Annotated in this window: 16 protein-coding genes and 1 pseudogene; 10 read left to right on the top strand and 7 right to left on the bottom strand. The window is 62.3% G+C overall.

The window, feature by feature from the left end:
- Nucleotides 1–278 precede the first annotated feature (278 nt).
- Nucleotides 279–1,058, top strand: coding sequence for an SDR family oxidoreductase (locus tag R8L07_19795; protein MDW3207784.1), 780 nt, complete (start codon nucleotides 279–281; stop codon nucleotides 1,056–1,058).
- Between the two features lie 3 nt (nucleotides 1,059–1,061).
- On the opposite strand, the gene R8L07_19790 is transcribed toward R8L07_19795, so the two are convergent.
- The gene (locus tag R8L07_19790; protein MDW3207783.1) at nucleotides 1,062–1,832 is read right to left on the bottom strand and encodes an SDR family NAD(P)-dependent oxidoreductase; all 771 of its coding nucleotides are present in this window, start codon (nucleotides 1,830–1,832) and stop codon (nucleotides 1,062–1,064) included.
- 51 nt (nucleotides 1,833–1,883) lie between these two features.
- On the opposite strand from R8L07_19790, the gene R8L07_19785 reads away from it, so the two are divergent.
- Complete coding sequence (locus R8L07_19785; protein MDW3207782.1) at nucleotides 1,884–2,036, top strand: DUF2256 domain-containing protein; 153 nt, start codon at nucleotides 1,884–1,886, stop codon at nucleotides 2,034–2,036.
- Here the strand turns inward: R8L07_19785 and R8L07_19780 are convergent.
- Together R8L07_19780 and R8L07_19775 are read right to left on the bottom strand one after the other, a co-directional pair.
- Nucleotides 2,024–3,451, bottom strand: coding sequence for a mannose-1-phosphate guanylyltransferase/mannose-6-phosphate isomerase (locus tag R8L07_19780; GenBank protein ID MDW3207781.1), 1,428 nt, complete (start codon nucleotides 3,449–3,451; stop codon nucleotides 2,024–2,026). The genes R8L07_19785 and R8L07_19780 overlap by 13 nt on opposite strands.
- A 75-nt stretch (nucleotides 3,452–3,526) precedes the next feature.
- On the bottom strand, nucleotides 3,527–4,495 hold the full coding sequence (locus R8L07_19775) for a GlxA family transcriptional regulator (protein MDW3207780.1): 969 nt from the start codon (nucleotides 4,493–4,495) through the stop codon (nucleotides 3,527–3,529).
- Between the two features lie 110 nt (nucleotides 4,496–4,605).
- On the opposite strand from R8L07_19775, the gene R8L07_19770 reads away from it, so the two are divergent.
- The 7 genes from R8L07_19770 to R8L07_19740 all read left to right on the top strand — a co-directional run bounded on the left by R8L07_19770 (nucleotide 4,606) and on the right by R8L07_19740 (nucleotide 12,904).
- A complete protein-coding gene (locus R8L07_19770) occupies nucleotides 4,606–5,496 on the top strand; it encodes a 3-keto-5-aminohexanoate cleavage protein (protein MDW3207779.1) in 891 nt (296 codons plus the stop codon).
- Between the two features lie 13 nt (nucleotides 5,497–5,509).
- Complete coding sequence (locus tag R8L07_19765; protein ID MDW3207778.1) at nucleotides 5,510–6,484, top strand: L-carnitine dehydrogenase; 975 nt, start codon at nucleotides 5,510–5,512, stop codon at nucleotides 6,482–6,484.
- Nucleotides 6,485–6,494: 10 nt separating this feature from the next.
- Entirely contained in the window at nucleotides 6,495–7,655 is a 1,161-nt protein-coding gene (locus tag R8L07_19760) for an acyl-CoA dehydrogenase family protein (protein MDW3207777.1), read from the top strand.
- Nucleotides 7,656–7,659: 4 nt separating this feature from the next.
- On the top strand, nucleotides 7,660–9,720 hold the full coding sequence (locus R8L07_19755; protein ID MDW3207776.1) for an acetate--CoA ligase family protein: 2,061 nt from the start codon (nucleotides 7,660–7,662) through the stop codon (nucleotides 9,718–9,720).
- 24 nt (nucleotides 9,721–9,744) lie between these two features.
- Nucleotides 9,745–10,530: a carnitinyl-CoA dehydratase gene (locus tag R8L07_19750; GenBank protein ID MDW3207775.1), complete on the top strand. Its 786-nt coding sequence runs from the start codon at nucleotides 9,745–9,747 to the stop codon at nucleotides 10,528–10,530.
- A 30-nt stretch (nucleotides 10,531–10,560) separates the two neighbouring features.
- Entirely contained in the window at nucleotides 10,561–12,006 is a 1,446-nt protein-coding gene (locus R8L07_19745) for a D-aminoacylase (protein ID MDW3207774.1), read from the top strand.
- Nucleotides 12,007–12,160: 154 nt separating this feature from the next.
- A complete protein-coding gene (locus R8L07_19740) occupies nucleotides 12,161–12,904 on the top strand; it encodes a 1-(5-phosphoribosyl)-5-[(5-phosphoribosylamino)methylideneamino] imidazole-4-carboxamide isomerase (protein MDW3207773.1) in 744 nt (247 codons plus the stop codon).
- Nucleotides 12,905–12,936: 32 nt separating this feature from the next.
- Here R8L07_19740 and R8L07_19735 read toward each other — a convergent pair whose 3' ends face one another.
- Nucleotides 12,937–13,698: an SDR family oxidoreductase gene (locus R8L07_19735; GenBank protein ID MDW3207772.1), complete on the bottom strand. Its 762-nt coding sequence runs from the start codon at nucleotides 13,696–13,698 to the stop codon at nucleotides 12,937–12,939.
- A 38-nt stretch (nucleotides 13,699–13,736) separates the two neighbouring features.
- Here R8L07_19735 and R8L07_19730 point away from each other — a divergent pair, with 38 nt between their 5' ends.
- Complete coding sequence (locus tag R8L07_19730; protein ID MDW3207771.1) at nucleotides 13,737–14,111, top strand: cereblon family protein; 375 nt, start codon at nucleotides 13,737–13,739, stop codon at nucleotides 14,109–14,111.
- A gap of 10 nt (nucleotides 14,112–14,121) precedes the next feature.
- Here the strand turns inward: R8L07_19730 and R8L07_19725 are convergent.
- From R8L07_19725 to R8L07_19715, 3 genes and pseudogenes are all read right to left on the bottom strand, one after another.
- A pseudogene (locus R8L07_19725) lies at nucleotides 14,122–15,136 on the bottom strand (ATP-binding cassette domain-containing protein).
- Nucleotides 15,133–16,140 (bottom strand): ABC transporter ATP-binding protein, encoded by a 1,008-nt coding sequence (locus R8L07_19720; protein MDW3207770.1) that lies wholly within the window; start codon nucleotides 16,138–16,140, stop codon nucleotides 15,133–15,135. Before R8L07_19720 ends, R8L07_19725 begins: the two are co-directional and overlap by 4 nt.
- Before the next feature lie 5 nt (nucleotides 16,141–16,145).
- Nucleotides 16,146–17,051 (bottom strand): ABC transporter permease, encoded by a 906-nt coding sequence (locus R8L07_19715; protein ID MDW3207769.1) that lies wholly within the window; start codon nucleotides 17,049–17,051, stop codon nucleotides 16,146–16,148.
- Nucleotides 17,052–17,053 lie beyond the last annotated feature (2 nt).

Here is a 17,053-nt window from a genome sequence, read left to right as displayed (position 1 = left end):
TGCGTTCGACCCGGATTTGAAAATCCGTCAGTTCCGTTGACCATGACTTCTCACCACCTCGACTTGTACTCCCCGACGCATTCCTGTCATGAGTTCGCGTCTTCAAACAACTTGTATTCGATCCGGGAGTACAAACGTTGAGGGAAACTCAGAGAACTCCCGCGATTCCGACACGGATACCTGCTTCATTCCGAGAAGTCCCCGGAACTCAAGGATGAGACTTGTCGGCAAATGGCAATTCGGTTTCCATGCCGCCACGGCAAGCGATGGAGATGGGCATGGATATGAATCTCACGGGCAAACGGGTCCTGGTCACCGGTACCAACGGGGGGATCGGCAAGTCGATTGCTGCGGCATTCCTGCGGGAGGGCGGGCGCGTTGCCGTTCACGCCCGGAAAAGCCAGACGGCGGCGGAGGTCGCCTCTGAACTGGGACAGCGCGCCATACCGGTTTACGCAGATCTGTCCGATACCGCCGCCATTCGTGCCATGGCCGCCTCTGCCATCGATGCATTGGGGGGACTGGATGTTCTGATCAACAATGCCGGCATCTTCGAGACCGCGCCGATCGGAGAGACCACGGAGGACATGTGGGATCGCTCTTTTGCGATCAATACAAAATCCACCTTTGTCCTCAGCCAGGCCTGCATCCCGGCCATGACGGCGCAGGGAACCGGTGGGGCGATCCTGTTCATCAGTTCGACCAGCGACAAGGACGCGGCGGCGACCTATTCCGCCTATAACGCCTCAAAGCACGCGGTGCGCGGTCTGATGCGCTGCCTTGCGGTGGAAATGGCGCCACACAAAATCCGTGTGAACTGCATCGCGCCAGGCTGGGTCGAAACGCCGATGGCCGGTCGCGCGCGGCAGCAATACGAGCGGGAGGGACAGGGCGACGTCGATCAGGCGACCGCCGAGATGAAGGCGCACTCGCTACTGGGTGAGATTGTGCCGCCGGACGCGATTGCCGATATGGCCGTTTACCTGGCCTCCGATCGCGGGGCGATGATCACGGCCCAGTCGGTCAGTGTTTGTGGTGGGACAACTCACTGGGGCTGAAGGTCAGAAGGGGATTGCCTGACCGTCCCAGGCAAATACGTGTCCAGTGTCGTCCGCATCCGCCCCATCGATGACCGACAGCAAGCACCCGGCGCTGAAATCCGCTGTGAACAGTTTGTGCGCCGGCACGCCACGCTGAAAGGGGTGGGACAGTGCGGTATCGACCGTGCCGGGATGCAGACCGAGGATGCAGGCTTCGGGATGGGTTCTGGCAAGCTCGATCGAGCACGATCGGATGAACATGTTGAGCGCCGCCTTGGACGCGCGATAGCCATACCAGCCGCCCAAGCGGTTATCCTCTATGCTACCGACCCGGGCGGAAATTGCGGCAAAGACCGACTTTCCCTGCCGAGGCAACTTTGGCAGCAAATGCTTGGCAACAAGCGCGGGTCCAAACGCATTGATCCGCATCGTCTTTTCGAGCCAGTCGAGATCCATTTCCCGCCAGGACTTTTCCGGACGATGGGTGGCGTCATGCAGTATGCCGCTGGCAATCAGGACAATGCGCGGTGCGTTGATTGCCGCGGCGACCCGTTGGATTGACGCCTCGTCGGTGATGTCGACCGCCGCTGGGCGGACCTTGCCATCGTTGACTTTGCAGCGCCCGCTTCGCGAGAGTGCATGAACCGTCGAGATCGCCGGATGGCTTACCAGTCGGGTCGTAAGGGCAGCCCCGATCCCGCCGGTGGCCCCGACCACGACGGCTTCGGAGGTTTCCGGCAACCATGTGCCCAGGTCGTTGGTCCGGTCTTCATTTGCCGTCGTATCTTGCATTGAATTGCAAATAGAAGCCATGCCGTCCGCTTCAAGCGGGCCGGAGAACGGATGAAACAGACAAGTAAATCCGATCTGCCGAAAAAGGTTTGTGCGACCTGTGGCCGACCCTTCGCATGGCGGAAGAAGTGGCGCGCGGTTTGGGACGAGGTCCGATATTGTTCAAACCGATGCCGCTCGGCGCGGCCGCGTCAGCGGCCGTAGACATCCTCCAGACGCTCGATGTCGTCTTCCTCGACATAGTCGCCGACCTGTACCTCGATCATGTGCAGGGGGTCCGGCCCCCTGTTTTCCAGACGATGTGTGGTGCCGACCGAAACATAGGTGCTCATGTTGCGGGTCAGGACCTGCTCTTCGCCGTCGATGGTGACATGGGCCGTACCGCGGACCACGACCCAGTGCTCCGAGCGATGACGGTGCCGCTGCAGAGACAGGCAACCTCCAGGGCGCACGATGATGCGCTTGACCCGGAAACCGTCCTCCTTGTCGATATCCTCATAGGTGCCCCACGGACGCGCGACACGACGGTGATGGTCGGCTTCGGCAACACGGTCCTTCGACAGGGCGGCGACAACGTCCTTCACTTCTGCCGCGCGATCTTTCGGCGCGACAAGAACCGCATCGGACGTCGATACCACGACCATGTTCTCGAGCCCGATTGCCGCAAGCAGGCGGCCGTCCTCGGAGCGCAGATAGCTGCCGCTGGTATCCCGTATGGCGACCCGTCCGGTGCTGGCATTTCCATCGGGGTCGTGGCCCGCGGAGTCATAAAGCGCGCCCCAGGAACCAAGATCACTCCAACCCATATCGGCGGTGACGGTGGCTGCCCGGTCCGTCCGCTCCATCACGGCGACATCGATGGACACCGATGGTGCCGTCCCAAACAAGTCGGCGTCCAGCCGTGTGAAACCGATATCCTGCTGGGCGGAGTCAAGGGCGCGGCAAGCCGCAGCCTCCGCCTTTGGCGCGAATTTGCGCAGTTCCGCCAGCATCACCGATGCGCGGAACACGAACATGCCGCTGTTCCAGCCGTACCCGCCCTCGTCCAGATAAGCCTGCGCGGTCGCGACATCCGGCTTTTCGACGAAGGCCCCGACGGTCGCCACACCGTCCAGCTCCGCAATCGGGGTGCCTTGCCGGATGTAACCATAACCGGTTTCCGGATGTGTCGGCTCGATGGAAAAGGTGACGATCCAGCCGGCTTCCGCCGCGGCAACCGCCTTTCGCAAGGATTCTGTAAAGGCGGCCTCATCTTCAATTCGATGGTCCGATGCAAATATGCCGACCACAGGATCGTGCCCGTTCCGCATTGCCGCATGACAGGCGAGTGCGACCGCAGGCGCGGTGTTCCGACCGACTGGTTCCAGAATCAGCGCCGTTGGCGACACGCCGATCTCTTCCAGTTGCTGACGCACCAGAAACCGGTGGTCGTCATTGGCAATGATGATCGGTGCGGCAGCGTCCTGCGTCCCGGAAAGGCGTTGTACCGCCTGTTGCAGCAGCGACCCCTCACCAATCAGCGAAAGGAGCTGCTTTGGATAGGTCTTGCGGGAGAGGGGCCAAAGCCTTGTACCGGAGCCACCGGACAGAATGACGGGTTGAAACGGGATATCGCGCATGGATCGGTTCACTTCATTGCTGGGCGGGCGCGGCGCAGCTTATAGAGTGCCGCGGGCTGGGAAAAGGACTGACGGCTACGGTTTGGGCCTGCGTTCGGCGCTCGGCGGCTGGCCGAACCGACTGGAGTAGCTGCGCGTGAAATGGGCGGCCGAGCCAAAGCCGCAGCGGAAGGCGATATCAATGATCGTCAGGTCGGTCTGGCGCAGCAATTGCCGGGCGCGATCCAGGCGCAGGCCCCGATAGTAGGCGCCCGGCGTCGTCTTCAACCACTTCTTGAATTGCCGTTCCAGCTCTCGCGGCGAAACGCCGGCTGCTTCTGCAAAGGTTTCGATCCGGACGCTGTCCTCCAGATTGCCTTCCATCGCCTCGACGGCCCGGATCAGCCTGGGATTGATGCCGCGCAGGCGCTCCCGCAGTTTCAGGCGCTGTGAATCACCGCCTTCCCTGATACGGGAATAGACGAATTCGTCCGCGGCCTTGTTTGCCAGTTCTTCGCCCTGGCGCATGCGCAGCAGGCTCAGCATCATATCCAGGCCCGCTGTCCCGCCGGCCGCAGTGAACCGGTCCCTGTCTACGACGAACAGATCCTGGGTGAAGGCAACGCGTGGGAAGCTTTCGATATAGCCTTCCAGCATCTCCCAATGGGCGGTCGCGCGGTATCCGTCCAGAAGGCCTGCACTGGCCAGCACGAAGGTCCCGTTGTCCAGCGCGCCAAGGGCCGATCCGAAGCTGGACCAGCGGCGCAGGACCGCCAGAACATCCGGTGTAGCCAGTTCCTCGTGATCGTAGCTTGCCGCAACGACAAGCGTCGGCAACCGCTGTGCCGATCCAAGGGAATGATCCACGGAGACACTGATCCCGTTGGCGGCGCGAACGGAGGCGCCATCGCGCGACAACAGGACCCATTCATAGAGTGGCTTGCCGGACAGCCAGTTCGCCATGCGCAATGGATCGATCATGGCCGAAAAGGCCAGCATGGAGAACCCGGGGAGCAGCAGAAAGCCGATGCGCTCCGTGTTCGAGGTGGCGGGGCGGTGGAACATGCTCCAGCAATAAAGACGGATTCCATCATGCTCAAGTCGGAAAATGGAAAGCGTGAGGGGTGGCGGCAATTACCATCCGGCAAAACGCAAGAGCGGGAGGATTTCCAGCAATGAATTCAGACGTCGTCATCACCTGTGCGGTAACCGGATCGGGCGCGACCCAGGACAAACATCCGGACCTGCCCAAGACGCCGGCTCAGATCGCCGACAGCGCCGTTGAAGCGGCCAAGGCCGGTGCGGCGATCGTCCATATCCATGTCCGCGAAGACGATGGCACGCCCTGCCGGGATCCCAGGAAGTTCAAGGAAGTCTGCGACCGTGTCCGCGACAGCGGCGTCGACGTGGTGCTGAACCTGACCGCGGGTATGGGCGGCGACCTGACGCTGGGCCCGCCAGAGGACCCGATGGCGATCAACCAGGCGGAGACCGACATGGCGCCCTGGTCGGAGCGCCTCGATCACGTCCGGGAATGCCTGCCGGAAATCTGCACGCTGGATTGCGGGTCGATGAACTTCGGCAACGGCAACTACGTCATGACCAATACGCCGCCGATGCTGCGCGCATTGGCCCAGGGCATGAAGGACATCGGCATAAAGCCGGAGGTTGAGGTCTTTGACACCGGCCATCTGTGGCTCGCCAAGCAGCTCCATGCCGAAGGTTTGCTCGACGATCCGCCGTTGTTCCAGCTTTGTCTGGGCATCCCCTATGGCGCAGAGGCCAACACGACCGCAATGAAGGCCATGGTGGACATGATGCCGGCCAACGCAAACTGGTCGGGTTTCGGGATCAGCCGGATGCAGATGCCGATGGTCGCGCAGGCCGTCCTGTTGGGCGGCAATGTCCGCGTCGGGCTGGAAGATAACCTGTATCTCGATCGTGGTGTTTTCGCGACGAACGCCCAGCTTGTGGAACGGGCCCGCACCATCATTGAACTGATGGGGGCGAAGGTCTGCACGCCTGAGGAAGCACGTCAGAAATTCTCGCTGAAGAAGCTGGTCTGAGGAGCACCGCAGAATGTCGGAAGTGAAGACTGTCGGCCTTGTCGGCGGCGGGGTGATCGGTGGTGGCTGGGCGGCGCGCTGTTTGGCGAACGGCCTGGACGTCGTCGCCTATGACCCGGCGCCCAATGGCGAGGCGATCCTGCGTGGCAAGGTTGCCAACGCCTGGCCGGCGCTGACCCGTGTCGGGCTGCACCCGGAAGCATCCCAGGACCGACTGCGCATGGCTTCGTCCATCGAGGAGGTTGCGGCCGCATCGGACCTTGTTCAGGAATCCGTCCCGGAGCGTCTGGATCTGAAGATCCGAATTCATGCCCAGATCGACGCGGCGGCCGCCCCGGAGGTACTGATCTGCTCCTCCACCTCGGGTCTGCTGCCCAGCGATTTCCAGGCGGAATGCCGGCATCCGGAGCGGGTGCTGGTCGGCCATCCGTTCAATCCCGTCTATCTGTTGCCGCTCGTCGAGATCGTCGGCGGCAAAAAGACATCGCAGGATGCGCGGGAGCGCGCCGGGGCCTTCTACGAGAAGATCGGGATGTATGCGGTCCAGTGCAGAACCGAGGTCGAGGGATTCCTGTCGGACCGACTGCAGGAAGCGCTTTGGCGCGAAAACCTGCATATGCTGGCCGAGGGGCATGCGACCACCAAGGAAATGGACGATGTCATCGTATACGGGCCGGGGCTTCGCTGGGCCTTCATGGGGGTCAACCGAACCTTTGCGCTGGCCGGGGGCGATCAGGGCATGCGCCATTTCATGGAGCAGTTCGGCCCGGCCCTGAAACTGCCCTGGACCAAGCTGGAAGCGCCGGAGCTGACGGACGAGCTGATCGACACGGTCGTCCAGGGAACCGAGGAGCAACTGGCGGGTACGACGATCCAGGAAATGGAACAACTGCGCGACGACTGCCTGATCGAGATCATGGAAGCATTGTCGAAATACCGTGAAGGCGCCGGCGAAGTGCTGCTGCGCCTGCGGGAAAAGAACGCATAAGGCGGCAGAGATGGATTTCAGCATTACCGAAGAGCAGAAACTGATCGTCGAAACGGCGCTCCGCTTCGTTGAGGAAGAGCTCTATCCGTACGAGGAGGAGGTCGAGAAGGCCGACAAGGTCAGCCCGGAACTGGGCGAGGCGATCAAGCGCAAGTCGATCGAACTGGGTCTATACGCCGCGAACATGCCCGAAGAAGTCGGCGGCGGCGGTCTGGATACCCTTTCCATGTGCATGCTGGACCGTGCGCTGGGCCGGGCCAGCATGGCACTGAACTATATCGTCTATCGGCCGTCGAATGTGCTTCAGGCCTGTGTCGGCGATCAGCGAGAACAGTATCTGTATCCGGCCTGCAGGGGAGAGCGCGTCGATTGCTTCGCGATGACCGAGCCGGGCGCCGGATCGGATGTGCGCGGCATGAAGACCTTCGCGAAACGGGACGGCAGCGACTTTGTCATCAATGGGGTGAAGCACTTCATCAGTCACGTCGATTGGGCGGATTTCATCATCCTGATGGCGGCGACCGGCGAGGAAGACAGCCCGCGCGGCAAGCGCAAGAAGATCACCACCTTCCTGGTCGACAAGGATACGCCCGGCCTGACCGTTCGCCCGGGATACAGCAACGTTTCCCACCGTGGATATCACAATTTCATACTGGAATTCGACGATTGCCGCGTGCCGGAAACCGCGGTGCTTGGCGAGGTCGACAAGGGTTTCGATGTGGCCAATGACTGGCTGGGGGCGACCCGACTGCAGGTTGCCTCCCTGTGCCTGGGACGCTGCGACCGGGCGATGGAGCTTTCCCTCGATTGGGCCGCGAACCGGGAGCAGTTCGGTCAGAAGATCTCCAAGTTCCAGGGGGTCTCGTTCAAGCTGGCCGACATGCAGACCAAGCTAAAGGCCGCGGAGCTTCTGACCTATGAAGCGGCCTGGAAGTACGACAACGGATCCATGACCGATATGGATGCCGCCATGTCGAAGCTCTCGGCGACCGAAGCGCTGGCCTACATCGCCGATGAGGCGATTCAGATCCATGGCGGCATGGGCGTGATGTCCGAACTTCCGCTGGAGCGGATCTGGCGGGATGCGCGTATCGAGCGGATCTGGGAAGGCACCAGCGAAATTCAGCGCCACATCATTTCGCGTTCCCTGCTGCGTCCCTTGGGCGGGTGACAAAATGGCCGCGGTGGGGTTGGATCGCCTCCTTCGGCCGCGCAGCATTGCTGCGATCGGGGGCCGAGAGGCGGAAAAAGTGGTGCTGGAATGTCAGAAGGTCGGCTTCGATGGCCCGATCTATCCGATCAGCCGCTCCCGTCCGACGATGGCAGGAATTGCCAGCCTTGAATCGATAGCCGATCTTCCCGAACCGCCCGATGCTGTTTTCCTGGCCATTCCGGCGGAACCCACAATCGACGCGGTCGGCCAATTGTCTGCGATCGGGGCCGGCGGCGTGGTGATCTATGCCAGCGGTTTTGCGGAAACCGGGGAACTTGGGTTGGATCGTCAGAAGCGGCTTTTAACCGCTGCTGGCGACATGGGTATGCTGGGCCCGAACTGTTATGGGGCGGTCAACTATCTGGACGGTGTAGCGCTTTGGCCTGACGACCATGGCGGAAAGCGCGTGGACCGGGGTGTAGCCCTGATCAGTCAGAGCGGAAACGTCGCTATCAGCCTGTCGATGCAGGAGCGCGGTTTGCCGGTGGCGCAATTGGCGGCACTCGGCAATCAGGCGAAGGATGGCGTGCCATCGGTCATGCGCTCCCTGCTGCGGGATGAGCGTGTCACCGCGATCGGTCTGTTTATCGAAAGCGTCGGCGACATACCGGGTTTCTGTGAAGCGGCGCTGCAGGCCGCGCGTCAGGGCATCCCCGTGGTTGTACTGAAGACCGGGGAGTCCGATGCGGCCGCCCGGGTGGCGCTGTCGCATACCAGTTCCATGACGGGGTCTTCCGCGGGTTTTAACGCTCTCTGCGATCGTCTCGCGGTAATTCGGGCGGAAACCCTGCCGCAGTTCCTGGAGATACTGAAATTCGTACACGTCCATCCCGGGCTGAGCGGGCGGCGCATACTGACCATGAGCTGCTCAGGCGGCGAGGCGGGCATTCTTGCGGATCTGGCGGAGAAGATCGGCCTGACAATGCCCCCCTTTGCCAGGGATCGCGCCGAAGCCCTTCTGGAAGTCCTGGGGGAGAAGGTTACCATCGACAATCCCCTCGACTACCACACCTATATCTGGGGCAACGGACCGGCGATGACGGCCTGCTTCACGGAAGCTCTCAAGCAGGATGTCGATGCCGGGATTCTGGCGCTCGATACGCCGGATCGGCATGGGCTGGACCTCTTCGGCTGGCCGGAAGCGATGGATGCGATCATCGAAGCGGCGGCCGTGAGCGGCCGTCCCACGGCAGTTGCGTCCAGCCTGCCGGAGAACATGCCCGTGGCGTTGAGCGAACGCTTTCTGGCCGCCGGTGTCGTGCCGCTTCAGGGGTTTGATGACGCACTCAAGGCGGTGGATCGCGCGGCATGGTATGCCGAGGCGCGTTCCAGGGCGCTCGACAAACCGCTACCGGTCGCACCGGGACCGCGCACCGTGGGACAGTCGACCGTGCTCGACGAATGGCGGTCGAAGAAGGCGCTGCAGGCATTTGGGCTGGCGCTGCCCGAAGGGGCGCTTGTTTCTGATGCCAGCGAAGCGGTCGCGGCGGCGGAGGCCATCGGTTACCCCGTTGTCGTGAAGGCATGCTCCGCCGCGCTGGCACACAAGACCGAAGCAGGGGGCGTCGCCCTGAATCTGGCCGACTCCGATGCGGTCGCGGCCGCGGTGGAACGCATGTCGGCGCTTTCCGACCGCTTCATCGTCGAAAGGATGGCGCGCGATGCGGTCTGTGAAATCATTGTCGGTGTGAGCCGAGACGACCAGGTCGGGCCGATGCTGATGATCGGTGCTGGCGGCATCCTGGCGGAACTGCTCAGGGATACGGCCGTTCTGCTGTTTCCGGTTTCTGCCGAGGATGTCGGTCATGTATTGGACCGGTTGCTGGTCGGCCGGCAACTTGCGGGATACCGTGGCAAACCTGCAGGCGACCGGAACGCGGTGATTGACGCTGTCCTGGCCGTTGCCCGTTTCGTCGAGGCGCATGTCGACCGCCTGGAGGAATTGGATATCAATCCACTGATTGTTCTTCCCGACGGGCAGGGCGTGGTGGCGGCGGATGCGCTGATCCGCTGGTCAGACTAATCGTGCGATAGGAAAGGGAGCATCATGACCGACAATCCAGTGAAAACCGTTCGGGACGGTCACGTTCTGGAAGTGACTCTGGACCGGCCGAAGGCCAACGCGATCGATGCCGCCACCAGTCGCGAACTGGGCCGCGTATTCGCGGAGTTCCGGGACGATCCCGATCTGCGCTGTGCCATTCTGACCGGGGGCGGGGACAAGTTTTTCTGCCCGGGATGGGATTTGAAGGCGGCGGCCGACGGAGAGGCGGCCAATTCGGATTATGGCGTTGGCGGATTCGGCGGGTTGCAGGAACTCCCCAATATGAACAAGCCGGTTATTGCGGCGGTCAACGGCATTGCCTTCGGCGGCGGTTTTGAACTGATGCTGTCCTGTGACATCATCGTCGCCGCGGACCATGCGACTTTTGCGCTGCCGGAGATCAATTCGGGCGTCATCGCGGATGCCGCGACGATCAAGCTGCCGCGCCGTATTCCTTATCATATCGCCATGGAAATGCTGTTCACCGGGCGGCGTCTCGATGCCGAGGAAGCGGCCCGCTGGGGCTTCGTGAACGAGGTCGTGCCGGCCGACCGTCTGATGGAGCGGGCGCGGGAGAAGGCACGCCTTCTGGCCGAAGGCCCGCCACTGGTCTTCGCAGCCATCAAGGAGGTTCTCCGCGAGACGGAAGGCATGCGTTTTCAGGATGCGATCAGTCGGATGAACCGCGAAGAGTTTGCCACCATCCGAACTCTCTATCATTCTGAAGATCAGAAAGAGGGCGCGCGTGCCTTCGCGGAGAAGCGCAAACCGCAATGGAAGGGCCGTTAGGCACGAAACGGTCCCGGGCAGGAAGGGCCTGTGACGGAACGCTGTCACCTGATCTTCGAAGGGGCAACGGTCGTGGACGGCACGGGCGCGTCTGCCTTTGTGGCGGACGTTGCGGTGGAAGGCGACCGGATCGCGGCCGTCGGCGACCTTGCCGAATGGACAGCAGATGAGCGCATCGACGCGCGCGGGCGGGTCCTGAGCCCCGGTTTCATCGACGTTCATACCCATGACGATCTGGCGGTCTTCAAATCGCCGGATATGTGCTGCAAGGTCTCCCAGGGGGTGACCAGCGTGATTGCCGGCAATTGCGGCATCAGCGTTGCGCCCTTCGCGAGCGGGGGACCGTTTCCGGCGCCATTGACCTTGCTGGGCGGATTGCATGACTTCACCTATCCGACGGTGGCGGCCTATCGCGCGGATTGGGATCGGACCCCGTCTTCGATAAATCTGGCTCTGCTGGTTGGCCATTCCTCACTTCGGGTCACGGCAATGGGGGATGATCTGGATCGGCCGGCCTCCGATGACGAGGCCGCAGCAATGGCCGATGCACTGCGCCAGGCCTTGCTGGAGGGCGCAATCGGCTTCTCGACGGGCCTGGACTACCCGCCCGCCAGCAAGGCCCCGGAAGAGGAAATCATCGCGCTGGCACGTGTCCTGGCGGAGGTTGGCGGGCGCATCTATACCAGTCATATCCGGGACGAGGGCGACCAGGTCATCGAGGCCCTGGAGGAGGCGATCCATACCGGAGGCACGGCGCGGGTACGGACTGTCGTCTCGCACCACAAATGTTCCGGGCCGAAGAACTATGGACGCAGCGTCGAGACCTTGTCCCTCCTGAACAAGGCAATGGCGTCCGGCACCGACATCGCCCTGGATGTCTATCCCTACACCGCCAGTTCGACGTCGCTACTGCCGAAATATGTCGCCGATGCGGACCAGGTCCTGATCACCCATAGCGAGCCCCATCCGGAAGCCGCCGGGCGCCAGTTGAGCGATCTTTGCGCGGAATGGAACCTGAGCCCGGAGGCAGTCGCCGAAAAGCTTCATCCGGCCGCTGCGATCTATTTCCAGATGGACGAGGGGGATCTGGTTCGGATCATGGCCCATCCTGCGGCGATGATCGGGTCGGACGGCCTGCCCGGCATGCCCAATCCGCATCCGCGGTTGTGGGGAACCTTTCCGCGCGTGCTCGGGCGTTATGTGCGCGAAAAGAAGACGCTGGGCCTGGAGCAGGCCATTCACAAGATGACCGGGTTGTCGGCCCGCACCTTCGGGTTGGAGGAACGTGGGCAGATCGCAGCGGGAATGGCGGCCGATCTGGTTCTGTTCAATCCGGAGACGGTACTGGATGTCGCCGACTATGACGATCCGGAACGTCCTTCCCGGGGAATTGAGGCCGTTTTCGTCAACGGCAGTGCCGTATGGCGGGACGGCGCGGCATGCGGCAACCGGCCGGGCCGGTTCCTCGCGCCCTGATACCTTTCATGCCGGAAATCTGATGTGATCTGATAGACTGTCGCTCATAAGAAACGGCATGTCGCACTGGTTCGATCATGTGGACGGTCCGTGACGGATTGTCTCGTGACGCGACGCGCGATGCAGGCGTCGAGCATCCATGGAGGAAATCGCCATGATCATCTATCCGACGATTCAGGTGAAAAACGGTAAATGCGTGAACCTGGTACGCGGCGACGTCGCAGAAGTTGAAGAGTTCAGCGTATCCCCCCTGGCCGCGGCGAAGTCCTGCGTCAGCAAGGGGGCCGAATGGCTGCACCTGGTTGATATCGACGGCATCCTGCAAGGCGGCGAGCATAATGGCGAAGTTCTCTCCGAGATCATGAACTCGGTGGATGTGCCCTGCCAGGTCGGCGGGGGGATCCGGACGATGGCGTCCGCCGAATGGTGGTTCAATGCCGGGGCGGAACGGATCGTGCTGGGCACTGCCGCCGTGAAAGACCGCACCTTCGTGCGGGAGGCATGCTCGCATTGGCCGGACAAGGTTCTGGTCAGCATTGATGCCTTCGAGGGCAGGGTGGTCATCGAGGGGTGGCGCGAGAAAACCATGTTCACGCCGATCGAACTGGCGCGGGAGTTTCAGAATATCGGCGCTGCGGCGATCATCTACACCGATATCGATATGGACATCGACCTTCCGGAGGCGAGTTTCGCCCATACCACGCAATTGGCGAAGGATCTGGAAATCGACGTAATTTCCGCCGGAACGGTGCGCAGCCTGGACGATGTGGCGGTGCTGAAACACCTGCCGCGCATTTCCGGCGCGATCATTGGCCGGGCCCTGTTCAGCAACACCATATCGCTGGAGGACGCGATAGCGGTCGCCCGGCAGAAGGTTGCGGAAACACCGTTCCTCTGATCACGCAAGAGCCGTGCGGATATGGGCGACGGTCACAGCATGCTTGTGTGACCGTCCACGGGGAGTGCCTGGCCGGAAATCCGCCGCCCGGCGTCGGAACACAGGAAGAGAGCGGCTTCCGCCACATCATCGGCCGTCACGAAGCAGCGCATGCTGGTATCTTTGACATAGTCCGTGCGGATCTCGGCTTCGCTTCGGCCCGTACTCTCGGCTTCGGCAGCGATGACCCTGTCCATCCGGTCACCCTCGACCGCACCGGGGCACAGCGCGTTGACCCTCACACCGTTGGGACCGGCCTCCACCGCGGCGGTCTTGGTCAGGCCGATAATTCCCCATTTTGCCGCACAATAAGGGGAGCGTTCGGGATACCCGTATAGCCCGCCCGTGGACGAAAAGTTGACGATTGACCCGCTGCCTTGCTGCTTCATCGGTCCCAGGGCGCGGCGCATGCAGTGATAGGCGCCGGTCAGGTTGACCGTGATGCAGGCCTGCCAGGCCACCGGGTCGGTAACTTCGATCGGGCCGGTCGGGCCCTTCGTTCCGGCGGCATTGATCAGAATGTCGATCCCGCCAAGCGCATCGAGTGCCGCGTCGAAGAACTGATCAACGGAGACCGGATCGCCGACATCGACAGATGAACGGCCGATGGTTTCCGGGAGGGTGTCCAAGGCCCCGACGTCGATGTCGCCGGCATAGACCGAGGCCCCTTCGTCCAGCAGCCTCTCGGCAATGCGCCGTGCGATGCCGGCACCGGCCGCGGTGACAACTGCTCTTTTGCCAGTGAAACGCTGCAACGCTACCCTCCCTGAAGCGGCTGAACGAGGATGTCACGATGCTGGACGAACTGACGGCGGGCAAGCCGGATTCCGACGTCGAAACTGCGGAAGACGACCAGTTGTTCTGCGCGGAATGCGGGGCGTCCGTGACCCGGGAGTCGCTGGCGACCGTGCGGCGCGATTCCCATCAGCACACGGTCTTCAATCCCATGGGGCAGGTCTTCACGATCCGCTGCTTCGACGATGCCTGGGGACTATTGTCGCCCCACGAAGGACGGTCCGAGTTCACCTGGTTTCCCGGGTTCGACTGGCGCGTTGCGATATGCGGTGCCTGTGGAACGCATATCGGTTGGCGCTACGACGTCAGGGCGGGAGCGGACCGGTTTTATGGCCTGATCCGCTCCCGCCTTGTCGATAGTCGGAAATCCTGAAACGGGACCGTCAGGCCGCTTCCGGGTGACCGCGACCTTCTTCGGCTGCGTGACAGGCGACGGTTGTCCCGCCCTTGGTAAAGGGTTGGGGAATTTCCGTCTTGCAGCGTGAATTCACCAGCGGACACCGTGGGTGGAACGGACAGCCGGGCGGCGGTGTGATCGGATCGGGGATTTCCCCTTTCACCGCGTCCGCGGTCCGTCCGAAGGCGTCAACGCGGGGCGCGGCATCCATCAGCATCCGGGTATAGGGGTGCTGCGGGTGATCGAACAGGTCGTCCCGGTCCGCCGTTTCGACCAACTGTCCCAGATAAAGCACGCCGATCTGATCCGCCATGTAACGGACGACAGACAGATCGTGGCTGATGAACAGATAGGTCAGGCCGAGATCACGCTGGAGATCCTTCATCAGGTTCAGAACCTGGCTCTGGACCGAGACGTCCAGGGCGGATGTCGGTTCGTCACACACGATGAATTCGGGGTTGGAGGCTAGCGCGCGCGATGGCGATGCGCTGCCTTTGCCCGCCGGAAAATTCATGCGGGTACTTCTGGCCGTCCGTCTCCGCAAGGCCGACCTGCTCCAGTAGCTCGGTCACCCTGTTGCCGATTGCTGTATCGCCCTCCAGCAGTCGGAAGGCGCGGATCGGTTCGGCGATGATGTCGCCGACGCGCCAGCGCGGGTTAAGGCTGGCATAAGGGCTCTGGAAGATCATCTGGATCCGTCGCCGCAGGGCGCCTGTGGACTTGCTGTCCAGGGCGCCGAACAGATCCGTTCCGTCGACCGTCACCTTCCCGGAAGTCGGACGCAGCAGGCCGACCGCCATCTTGCCGATGGTGGACTTGCCGGAGCCGCTCTCACCGACCAGGGCAAAGGTCTTGCCTTTCGGTATCTCGAAATTGACGTTACGGGCTGCGGTCAGGAACTGCTTGTGCCGACGTTCCAGCACGCGGTTCAGCCAGGGCTTGGAGACATCGAAAACACAGGTCAGGTTTTCGGCGCGGATCAGCGGGGTCTGATCGCTCATGCGTTTTCCTCCGCCTTGTTCGGGTTGCCCGTCAGCGCATCGTCGAACAGCCAGCATGCCACCTCGTTCTTGCCGACCGGCTTTAGGACGGGCAGTTCAGAGGTGCAGGGGCCGAAGGCCTTCGTGCAACGGGGGTTGAAGGCGCATCCCGGCGGGATGGCGCGCAGGTTCGGCATGGCGCCCGGAATCTGGCTCAGGCGGTCCGCTTTACCGGTGGGCGAGGGGGTCGAGGCCATAAGGCCAATTGTATAGGGGTGCCTCGGGCTGCTCAGCACATCTCGAGTCGGGCCGATTTCCGCCAGGCGACCGGCATAGAGTACGGCAACCCGGTCGGTGGATTCCGCGATCACCCCCATGTCGTGGGTGATCAGCATCACCGCCGTGCCGCGATCCCGGCAAAGCCGCTTCAGCAGGGCCATGATCTGCGCCTGGACCGAAACATCGAGCGCGGTCGTCGGCTCGTCGGCGATGATCAGTTCCGGCTCGGCCGCCAGGGCGAGTGCGATGACCACACGCTGTCGCATGCCGCCTGAGAACTGGTGCGGATAGTTGTCGATACGCGAGGAAGCGGCAGGAATACCGACTTCCTCAAGGGCAGCAACGGCACGCCGGCGGGCTTCCTGTTCCGATACGGGCAGATGGGTACGGATCGTTTCCACGATCTGATCCCCGACGCGGACCAGCGGATTGAGACTGGTGAGCGGGTCCTGAAAAACCATGCCGATACGCTTGCCGCGAATTCGGCGCATCTTCTCCTGCGACAGGTTGTCGATGCGTTCGCCGGACAGACGGATTTCGCCGCCGGTGATGCGGCCGGGCCGGTCAATCAGACCGACGATCGCCGAACCGCACATGGATTTTCCGGCACCGGATTCGCCGACAACGCCGAGGATTTCACCGCGTGCGATGTCGAATCCGACACGGTCCACGGGGCGTAGAACGCCCTTTCGTGTCGGAAACTCGACGATCAGGTCGGAAATCGAAAGGACGGGTGGTTCGCTCATTTCGATCACCGTAGCTTCGGATTAAGGACGTCGCGCAGCCAGTCACCCAGCAGGTTCACCGACAGGGCAAGCGCGAGCAGCGTCAGGGAGGGGAACAGCAGGATCCACCACTCACCGCTCAGAATGAACTGACGTCCGACATTGATCAGGGTGCCCAGCGATGGTTCCGTCTTCGGGGCGCCAACGCCAAGGAAACTGAGGGTTGCTTCGGCGATGATCGCGAGCGCCAGGCTGATGGTCGCGATGACCAGGATCGGACCGGCGACATTCGGCAGGATGTGACGCAGCATGATGCTCCATTTGGACAGGCCGATCAGATGGGCTGCCTGAACATATTCCTTTTCCCGCTCCACCAGCGTTGCGCCACGCACCGTTCGCGCGAACTGCACCCATTCGGACAGGCCGATCGACACGATCAGCACCCAGATCGCCATTTCATCGCGCAGGGCGGGCGGGATCAGCCCCTTGCCGATGCCGTAGAGCAGCATTGCGACCATGATGGACGGGAAGGTCAGCTGGATATCGGCGATGCGCATGATCAGGCCGTCCAGCCAGCCGCCAATATAGCCGGCAATGAGGCCGAGGGTCACGCCCAGGGTCATGGCGAAAAGGACCGCCGTGATCCCGACGAACAGCGATATCCTGAGGCCGAACAGGATCGTCGACAGGACGTCCCGGCCCTGATCGTCCGTGCCCAGGGTGAAGAAATCGCCGGTGAACTCGTTCGCCGTCATGGGCTCGGTGAACCCGTTCATCAGGTTGAGTGTGCCCGGCTCGAACGGTGTGTAGGGTGACAGCACGGGCGCCAGAAGCGCGCCGGTCACCAGCAGCAGGAACACGGTTGTTGCAACAATGGTCACCGGCGACCGTTTGAACGAATACCAGATGTCGGAATCCAAGATCCGTTCCATGC

Source organism: Alphaproteobacteria bacterium (assembly GCA_033344895.1).
Classification (GTDB): Bacteria; Pseudomonadota; Alphaproteobacteria; order UBA8366; family Aestuariispiraceae; genus Pacificispira.
The sequence above is the reverse complement of the archived record's forward strand: the minus strand, read 5'-3'. Positions and strand labels throughout refer to the sequence as shown.

What these genes read in the sequence shown, in the direction of transcription:
- R8L07_19795 (MDW3207784.1), top strand. Translation starts at nt 279, where the DNA reads ATGGATATGAATCTCACGGGCAAACGGGTCCTGGTCACCGGTACCAAC.
- R8L07_19790 (MDW3207783.1), bottom strand. Translation starts at nt 1,832, where the DNA reads ATGCAAGATACGACGGCAAATGAAGACCGGACCAACGACCTGGGCACA.
- R8L07_19785 (MDW3207782.1), top strand. Translation starts at nt 1,884, where the DNA reads ATGAAACAGACAAGTAAATCCGATCTGCCGAAAAAGGTTTGTGCGACC.
- R8L07_19780 (MDW3207781.1), bottom strand. Translation starts at nt 3,451, where the DNA reads ATGCGCGATATCCCGTTTCAACCCGTCATTCTGTCCGGTGGCTCCGGT.
- R8L07_19775 (MDW3207780.1), bottom strand. Translation starts at nt 4,495, where the DNA reads ATGTTCCACCGCCCCGCCACCTCGAACACGGAGCGCATCGGCTTTCTG.
- R8L07_19770 (MDW3207779.1), top strand. Translation starts at nt 4,606, where the DNA reads ATGAATTCAGACGTCGTCATCACCTGTGCGGTAACCGGATCGGGCGCG.
- R8L07_19765 (MDW3207778.1), top strand. Translation starts at nt 5,510, where the DNA reads ATGTCGGAAGTGAAGACTGTCGGCCTTGTCGGCGGCGGGGTGATCGGT.
- R8L07_19760 (MDW3207777.1), top strand. Translation starts at nt 6,495, where the DNA reads ATGGATTTCAGCATTACCGAAGAGCAGAAACTGATCGTCGAAACGGCG.
- R8L07_19755 (MDW3207776.1), top strand. Translation starts at nt 7,660, where the DNA reads ATGGCCGCGGTGGGGTTGGATCGCCTCCTTCGGCCGCGCAGCATTGCT.
- R8L07_19750 (MDW3207775.1), top strand. Translation starts at nt 9,745, where the DNA reads ATGACCGACAATCCAGTGAAAACCGTTCGGGACGGTCACGTTCTGGAA.
- R8L07_19740 (MDW3207773.1), top strand. Translation starts at nt 12,161, where the DNA reads ATGATCATCTATCCGACGATTCAGGTGAAAAACGGTAAATGCGTGAAC.
- R8L07_19730 (MDW3207771.1), top strand. Translation starts at nt 13,737, where the DNA reads ATGCTGGACGAACTGACGGCGGGCAAGCCGGATTCCGACGTCGAAACT.
- R8L07_19720 (MDW3207770.1), bottom strand. Translation starts at nt 16,140, where the DNA reads ATGAGCGAACCACCCGTCCTTTCGATTTCCGACCTGATCGTCGAGTTT.
- R8L07_19715 (MDW3207769.1), bottom strand. Translation starts at nt 17,051, where the DNA reads ATGGAACGGATCTTGGATTCCGACATCTGGTATTCGTTCAAACGGTCG.